At 62.4% G+C, this 7,747-nt stretch carries 9 protein-coding genes; 1 reads left to right on the top strand and 8 read right to left on the bottom strand.

Annotation, left to right across the window (positions count from 1 at the left end; translation table 11 throughout):
- The 8 genes from DOU50_RS02160 to paaA all read right to left on the bottom strand — a co-directional run.
- The coding region (locus tag DOU50_RS02160; protein ID WP_148768678.1) for a 3-hydroxyacyl-CoA dehydrogenase NAD-binding domain-containing protein at nt 1-1,078 on the bottom strand (1,078 nt) is incomplete at its 3' end.
- Between the two features lies 1 nt (nt 1,079).
- Entirely contained in the window at nt 1,080-1,868 is a 789-nt protein-coding gene (gene paaG, locus DOU50_RS02155) for a 2-(1,2-epoxy-1,2-dihydrophenyl)acetyl-CoA isomerase PaaG (RefSeq protein WP_148768677.1), read from the bottom strand.
- The gene (paaF, locus tag DOU50_RS02150) at nt 1,868-2,635 is read right to left on the bottom strand and encodes a 2,3-dehydroadipyl-CoA hydratase PaaF (RefSeq protein WP_148768676.1); all 768 of its coding nucleotides are present in this window, start codon (nt 2,633-2,635) and stop codon (nt 1,868-1,870) included. The genes paaG and paaF overlap by 1 nt, the downstream gene beginning before the upstream one ends.
- Nucleotides 2,632-3,702 (bottom strand): 1,2-phenylacetyl-CoA epoxidase subunit PaaE, encoded by a 1,071-nt coding sequence (paaE, locus tag DOU50_RS02145; RefSeq protein ID WP_148768675.1) that lies wholly within the window; start codon nt 3,700-3,702, stop codon nt 2,632-2,634. Before paaE ends, paaF begins: the two co-directional genes overlap by 4 nt.
- Nucleotides 3,703-3,709: 7 nt before the next feature.
- On the bottom strand, nt 3,710-4,207 hold the full coding sequence (gene paaD / locus DOU50_RS02140) for a 1,2-phenylacetyl-CoA epoxidase subunit PaaD (RefSeq protein ID WP_025911360.1): 498 nt from the start codon (nt 4,205-4,207) through the stop codon (nt 3,710-3,712).
- 11 nt (nt 4,208-4,218) lie between these two features.
- A complete protein-coding gene (gene paaC, locus DOU50_RS02135) occupies nt 4,219-4,965 on the bottom strand; it encodes a 1,2-phenylacetyl-CoA epoxidase subunit PaaC (RefSeq protein ID WP_148768674.1) in 747 nt (248 codons plus the stop codon).
- Nucleotides 4,966-4,973: 8 nt separating this feature from the next.
- A complete protein-coding gene (gene paaB / locus DOU50_RS02130) occupies nt 4,974-5,261 on the bottom strand; it encodes a 1,2-phenylacetyl-CoA epoxidase subunit PaaB (RefSeq protein ID WP_008502380.1) in 288 nt (95 codons plus the stop codon).
- A gap of 11 nt (nt 5,262-5,272) precedes the next feature.
- Nucleotides 5,273-6,202 (bottom strand): 1,2-phenylacetyl-CoA epoxidase subunit PaaA, encoded by a 930-nt coding sequence (gene paaA / locus DOU50_RS02125; protein WP_254780638.1) that lies wholly within the window; start codon nt 6,200-6,202, stop codon nt 5,273-5,275.
- A gap of 284 nt (nt 6,203-6,486) precedes the next feature.
- Between paaA and paaZ the strand changes: the two genes are divergently transcribed.
- Nucleotides 6,487-7,747 (top strand): phenylacetic acid degradation bifunctional protein PaaZ (gene paaZ, locus DOU50_RS02120; protein ID WP_148768673.1); only part of this gene is annotated, 1,261 nt, incomplete at its 3' end.

Genomic DNA, 7,747 nt, shown 5'->3' with positions numbered 1-7,747 from the left:
GGTTGCTGGCGGCGGCGGCAATGACCGCCACGTCACGCTCAATGCGGTCCACCACCACCACCGGGCCGTTGAGCCGCAGCGCCAGCGCCTGCGCGGTCTCTCCCTGCGTTTCAACCAGATAGACATCATCTATTTCCGTGACACCGTCACGTCTTTTTTCCACGCGCATCGGGCTATAGCTGTCGTTCACCGACTCAACCCACTGCACGTCAGGTTTGTCACCCTGCCAGTCGTAAACGCCCTTCCCGCTCTTTTTGCCCAGCCTTCCTGCCAGCACCAGCTCCTGCTGCATCAGCGAAGGCAGAAAACGACGCTCCTGCCAGAAGGCGTTAAATACCGAGCAGGTCACCGCAAAGTTCACGTCCTGACCAATCATGTCGGTCAGCTCCAGCGGCCCCATCGGGAAGCCGCCGCCTTCCCGCAGGGCGGCATCAATCACCGCCGGCGGAGCGACCTGTTCCTCCAGCGCGCGCCAGGCTTCAGAATAGAACGGACGGGCGACGCGGTTGACGATGAACCCCGGCGTTGACTGGCAGCGAACGGGCTGTTTGCCCCAGTTCAGCGCCAGCTCGCACAGCGCGTCGGCCACTTCCGCAGAGGTCGCCAGCCCGCTGACCACCTCCACCAGCTTCATCACCGGCGCCGGGTTAAAGAAGTGCAGCCCTGCGACCCGCTCCGGGTGGTGGACGTCCGCCGCAATCGCCGTGACGGAGATGGAAGAGGTATTGCTGGTCAGCACCGTCTGCGGCGGGCAGATCTCAGCCAGCTGCGCAAACAGCGCCTTTTTCACCTCCAGACGCTCTGAGGCCGCTTCTATGATCAGATCGGCCGCGGAGAGCGCATCGATATCCGTGACGGGAACCAGCCGGGCCAGGATCTGGCTCCCGGCATCGGCGGAGAGTTTTCCGCGCGTTACCCGGGAGGCCAGACGCTGGCGGATCCCGTCGATGGCGCGCGATATCGCATCGCTGGAGATGTCGTAGATCAGCACCTGATGACCGTGGCTGGCGGCGACTTCGGCAATCCCTGCGCCCATCGTGCCGCTGCCGATCACGGCGACAGTCCGTATATTCAGCATCTTATTTCCCCGTAAAGTTCGGCGCACGCTTCGCCAGGAAGGCGCTGACGCCCTCGCGGTAATCGTCGCTGCGTCCGGCCAGACGCTGATAGTCGCGCTCCAGATCGAGCTGGTCGTCCAGGGTGTTGGTTTCTGCAGCGTTGATGGCCTGCTTGATCAGCCCCAGCCCGAAGGTCGGCTGCGACGCAAAATGCAGCGCCATCTGCTGCGCCGTGGTGGAGAGCAGCTCGTCATCCACCACCTGCCAGATCATCCCCCACGCCTGCGCCTGTTCGGCGCTGAGTTTGTCCCCGAGCAGCGCCAGCCCCATGGCGCGGGCGCGTCCCGCCACGCGCGGCAGCAGCCAGGTACCGCCGCAGTCCGGCACCAGGCCGAGCTTGCTGAAAGCCATTACGAAGTTGGCGGAACGGGCCGCAATCACCATGTCGCACCCCAGCGCCAGCGTGGCCCCCGCACCTGCCGCCACGCCGTTAACGGCACAGATGACCGGTTTCGGCAGCTTTGCCAGGCGGCGAACCAGCGGGTTATAGAAGGTTTCAACGGACATCCCCAGATCCGGCGCCGGGCCGTTGGGGTCGACGTTGCGGTCGTTCAGATCCTGACCGGCACAGAAGCCGCGTCCTGCCCCGGTGATCAGCAGACAGCGCACGGTGTCATCACGATCGGCCTGTTTCAGGCACTCGGCCAGCTGCTGGTGCATCACGTCGTTAAAGCTGTTCAGACGCTCCGGACGGTTCAGCGTAATGGTCATCACGCCCTGTTCTACATGACTGAGAATAAATTCCACAATTAGCGTCCTTTAAAGTCGGGGGTGCGTTTTTGTAAGAAGGCGTCGATGCCCTCCCGGCGGTCTTCGGTGGCGGAAAGCAGCGTAAACAGCTGGCGCTCCTGCGCGAGCCCGGCCTGGAGCGGTACCTCCTGAGACTGACGCAGCGCCTGTTTCGCCGCCTGCAGCGCCAGCGGCGAGTGGCGCGCCATCAGGGCCGCCTGCTTCAGGGCATACTCCAGCGTCAGCGCTGCCGGGAAAACATCGCTCACCAGCCCGGCGCTCAGCGCCTGCTGTGCAGTTATGCTCTCGCCCGTCAGCACCATTTTGCTGGCCAGGGATTTCCCGACGCTGCGAATCAGACGCTGGGTGCCGCCCGCGCCGGGCATAATGCCGAGCGTGATTTCCGGCAGGCCGAAACGGGCGTTGTCACCGGCAATGACCACGTCGCACAGCAGCGCCAGCTCGCAGCCCGCGCCCAGCGCGAAGCCGTTCACGGCGGCGATCAGCGGTTTGCTGATCGCGTTAATGCGTGCCCACAGCTGTGGGCGAATATCGTTCAGGGTGGCAGACAGGTCTTTCTCCGCCATTTCGTTGAGATCGGCCCCGGCGGCAAAGCAGCGCTCGCTGCCGTAAATCACGCAGACGGCAATGTCGGCATCCACGGCGGCGGCCTCAAGCTGTTCCGCAAGCTGGGTTAACAGCGCGTTGTTGAGGGCGTTGCGCGCCGCCGGACGGTTGAGCGTCAGCTGCAGCACGCGGCCATGACGGGTAGCAATAAGTTCGCTCATGCCATCCCCTTCGCGTCGAAGTCGACAATCACGTCGGCGGTTAACGGCAGCGACTGGCAGCTCAGCACATACCCGGCGGCCAGCTCGTCCGGCTCCAGGCTGTAGTTGGTCGCCATGTCCACCTTCCCGCGCAGCACTTTGCATTTGCAGGTGGCGCAGACGCCGCCCTTGCAGGCATACGGCAGATCCGCGCCCTGACGCAGGGCGGCATCGAGAATACTTTCATCATCTGCCGTCAGGGTGATTTCACGGTCGCGCCCGTCCTGGCGCACGGTCACTTTCTGCCCTTCCGCCTGCACGTGCACCGCGCGCTTAACGGTGATTCCGGAGGTGTTAAAGCGCTCAAGGTGAATGGATTTGTCCGGCATCCCCAGCGCCTTCAGCGTGGCTTCCGCGTCGTCCATCATCGCCGACGGGCCGCAGATAAAGGCCTCGTCGTACTGGCGGAAGTTGATCAGGGTTTTCGCCAGCGCCTGCAGTTTTTCCCCGTCGATGCGGCCATAGAGCAGATCGCTGTCCAGCCGCTCCTGGCTGAAGATGGAGACCAGCTGCAGCCGCTGCGGGTATTTGTCCTTCAGGTCCGCCAGCGCCTGGCGGAACATCATGCTCTGGCTGCTGCGGTTGCCGTAGATCAGGGTGAAATGGCTGTTGGGCTCGGTCGTTAGCGTAGCGGAGATAATAGCCAGCATCGGGGTGATCCCCGAGCCTGCCGCAATCGCCAGGTAGTGGCCTTCGCGTTCGGCCTGTGGCTGGTAGCCAAACTGCCCCTGAGGAACCATCACCTCCAGCGCCATGCCCGCTTTGATCTCATCCCGGGCATAGCGGGAGAAGCGCCCGCCTTCAATCGCTTTCACCGCCACGCTGATTTCGCCCGGGGCGGTACTCCGGCAGATGGAGTAGCAGCGGCGCAGCTCGTCTCCGCCAAGCGTCGTTTTTAACGTCAGGTGCTGGCCGGGACGGAATCGGTAGGCCTCCTGCAGCGCCTGCGGCACCGCGAAAGTGATGGTCACCGCGTCGCGGGTTTCGGGTTCCACTTTTGCCACTGTTAATGAATGAAACGTTGTCATGGCAGCCTCAAATACATTTGAAATAGTCGAAGGGCTCACGGCAGCTATTGCAGCGGTAGAGCGCTTTGCAGGCCGTTGAGCCAAATTCACTGATAAGCGAGGTGTCGGTGCTGGCGCAGCGCGGGCAGCTCACCTCAACCGGGGCGTGCGCGTGACAGCTATGCCCCACCGGTGGACTGATGCCGTACGCCCGCAGGCGCTCGCGCGCGTCGGGGGTCATCCAGTCGGTGGTCCAGGCGGGTTCAAGCTGGAGCACAATGTGCACCGGGGTAAAGCCGTGCGCGGTCATCGCCTCGCGGATCGCCCCCAGCAGGTGTTCCGTCGCCGGACAGCCCGAATAGGTCGGCGTAAAGCCAATGACCCAGCCTTCCCCCTGCGCCTTCACGCTGCGCACCATGCCTAAATCGGTGATGGTTAACACCGGCACTTCCGGGTCCGGGATCTGGCTTAGCAGCGCCCAGATCTGTGGGATTTGCGCGGGCGCGATGTCGACGAGGCGTTGCATAGCGTTCTCCTTTACCACTGCTGACCGGGATACGCGCGCTGGAGATACTGCATTTCCGCCAGCATCGGGCCCAGATGTTCGGTATGCAGCCCCTGCTTGCCCCCGGTGCGGTACGCCATCTCGGCGGGCACCTGCAGGCAGGCTTCATTCAGACCGGCATACACTTCGCTTTCCCACGGCTGGCGCAGGAGGCGCGGGTCAACCGCCACGCCGGACTCAATCAACTCCCGCTCGACGTCATCGGCCTCAAACAGCTCGGCCGTAAAACGCCACAGGTTGTCGATGGCCTGCTGCATTTTTTGCGCGGACGTTTCGGTCCCGTCGCCCAGACGCACCAGCCAGCCGCGGCTGAAGCGCAGGTGGTAGCGCGCCTCTTTAATCGCTTTGGCGGCAATGGCGGCAAGCTGGCCGTCGCGGCTTTGGGCCAGGCGTTCATACAGCGCCACGTTCCAGGCATCCATCAGGTACTGACGGGCAATGGTGTCGGCGAAGCTGCCGTTCGGCTGCTCCACCAGCAGGAGATTGCGGAACTGGCGCTCGTCGCGGCCAAACGCCAGCGTGTCTTCATCGCCCTGGCCTTCCAGCTCCGCGGCATAGGTCAGGAAATTGCGCGCCTGGCCCAGCAGGTCGAGACCGATATTGGCGAGTGCGAGGTCGATCTCCAGCTCCGGCGCGTGGCCGCACCAGGCGCCGAGACGCTGGGAGAGGACCAGACCGTTATCGCCCAGACGCAGGGCATAGGCAGTGACTGAATTCATTCTTTGCCTCACATGTGCTCGATGCCGTCAGGGATGGTGTAGAACGTCGGATGGCGGTAAACCTTGCTTTCCGCCGGGTCGAAGAACTCGCCGCGCTCTTCCGGCTGGGAGGCGACAATCTCGCTCGCTTTAACCACCCAGATAGAACACCCTTCGCTGCGGCGGGTGTAGGCATCACGCGCATTTTCCAGCGCCATGCGATCGTCGGCGGCATGCAGACTACCCACGTGACGGTGGGATAACCCTTGTTTGCTGCGTACGAACACTTCGTACAGCGGCCAGTAGACATTGCTCATCGTGATTCCTCTTAAGCCACTTTGCGGGCGTGTTGTTTTTCCGCGTGCGCCAGTGCGGCTTCCCGCACCCACGCCCCCTCTTCCCAGGCTTTACGTTTGGCGGCCAGGCGTTCGTGGTTGCAGATGCCGCGCCCGTTAATGACCTCGTCAAACTCGTGCCAGTCAATCTCGCCGAAGCGGTAGTGGCCGCTCTCTTCATCAAAACGCAGGTCGGGATCGGGCACCGTCATGCCCAGCATCTCCACCTGCGGCACCGTGTTGTCGACAAAGCGCTGGCGCAGCTCGTCGTTGCCGAAGCGTTTGATTTTCCACGCCAGGCTGCGGGCGCTGTTCGGCGAGTTGTCGTCGTTCGGACCGAACATCATCAGCGCCGGCCACCAGAAGCGGTTGATGGCGTCCTGCAGCATCTGGCGCTGGCCCTCGCTCCCCTGCGCCAGCGCCATGCAGGCTTCAAAGCCCTGACGCTGGTGGAAGCTCTCTTCTTTACAGATTTTCACCATCGCGCGGGCATAGGGACCGTAGGAGGTTCGGCACAGCGCCACCTGGTTGACGATGGCCGCGCCGTCCACCAGCCAGCCGATCACGCCGATATCGGCCCAGCTCAGGGTCGGATAGTTGAAGATGGAGGAGTATTTCATCTTGCCGTCGAGCATCTTCTGGTAGATATCTTCCCGCGCGCAGCCCAGCGTTTCCGCCGCGCTGTAGAGGTAGAGCCCGTGTCCGGCTTCGTCCTGCACCTTCGCCAGCAGGATCGCCTTGCGGCGTAGCGTCGGGGCGCGGGTGATCCAGTTCCCTTCCGGCAGCATGCCGACAATTTCGGAGTGCGCATGCTGACCAATCTGGCGGATCAACGTCTTACGGTAGGCGTCAGGCATCCAGTCCTGAGGCTCAATCGCCGTCTCCTGCGCTATGCGCTGCTCAAACCGTTGTTCTTGCGTCACGTCATCACCTTTATGATTCGTTAGTTTGCAAATTAAAGCGTAGTGTTGAATCACTTTGTTTTTTAAAAGTTACACAAAGGTTAAATATAACCCCAAGAATTGTTTCCTTGTTTTGTGATATCGCTCGCAAGGCTTTTACTGCAGGCTTACTGAAGAGCGTCCTCGCGCGCCACGTTTCATCAGAGCGGATCACAATGTTAACAATTCATTAAAACTCAGCTTGATTTTTATGATTCATGATTAAACTATTAATGGGTAAATTACGTAACATTTGGAGATAAGCGATGCAGCAGTTAGCCAGCTTCTTATCCGGTACCTGGCAGTCTGGCCGGGGCCGCGAACGCACTATTCATCACGCCATCAGTGGCGAAGCGCTGTGGAGCGTGACCAGCGAAGGGCTGGACATGGCGGCCGCCCGTCGCTATGCGATTGAGCGCGGCGGCGAAGCGCTTCACGCGATGACCTTTATCGAACGCGCGGCCATGCTGAAGGCGGTGGCAAAGCACCTGCTTAGCGAGAAAGAGACGTTTTATGCCCTGTCCGCCCAGACCGGAGCGACGAAGGCGGACAGCTGGGTCGATATCGAAGGCGGGATCGGCACCCTCTTCACTTACGCCAGCCTTGGCAGCCGCGAGCTGCCGGATGACACCGTGTGGCCGGAAGACGAGCTGATCCCGCTGTCAAAAGAAGGCGGCTTTGCGGCGCGCCACGTGCTGACCTCCAAATCCGGCGTGGCGGTGCACATCAACGCCTTTAACTTCCCCTGCTGGGGGATGCTGGAAAAGCTGGCCCCGACCTGGCTTGCCGGCATGCCCGCCATCATCAAACCCGCTACCGCTACCGCGCAGGTGACGCAGGCGATGGTGAAATCCATCGTCGACAGCGGGCTGGTGCCGGACGGCGCCATCAGCCTGATCTGCGGCGGCGCCGGGGATCTGCTCGACCAGCTCGACAGCCAGGACGTGGTGACCTTTACCGGCTCCGCCAGCACCGGGCAAAGCCTGCGCGTGCACCCGAATATTGTGGCGAATTCCATTCCGTTCACCATGGAAGCCGACTCCCTGAACTGCTGCGTGCTGGGGGAAGACGTCACGCCGGAGCAGCCGGAGTTTGCCCTGTTCATTCGGGAAGTGGTGCGCGAGATGACCGCGAAAGCCGGGCAGAAATGTACGGCCATTCGCCGCATTATCGTCCCGCAAAACCAGATTGACGCCGTGAGCCAGGCGCTGGTTGCCCGGCTGGAAAAGGTGGTGGTGGGCGACCCGGCGCAGGAAGGGGTAAAGATGGGCGCGCTGGTCAACGCCGAACAGCGTGCGGACGTGCAGGAGAAAGTGGAGCAACTGATCGCCGCAGGCTGCCAGGTCCGCCTGGGTGGCAAAGCGGATCTGCAGGCCGCGGGCGCGTTCTACCCGCCGACCCTGCTGTTCTGCCCGCAGCCGGATGAAACTCCGGCAGTGCACTCCACCGAAGCTTTTGGCCCGGTTGCGACGCTGATGCCGTATCGCAACGCCCGCCACGCGATGCAGCTTGCCCGCGCGGGCGGCG

It is taken from the genome of Enterobacter sp. C6 (genome assembly GCF_008122455.1).
Classification (GTDB): Bacteria; Pseudomonadota; Gammaproteobacteria; order Enterobacterales; family Enterobacteriaceae; genus Enterobacter; species Enterobacter pseudoroggenkampii.
The sequence above is the reverse complement of the archived record's forward strand: the minus strand, read 5'-3'. Positions and strand labels throughout refer to the sequence as shown.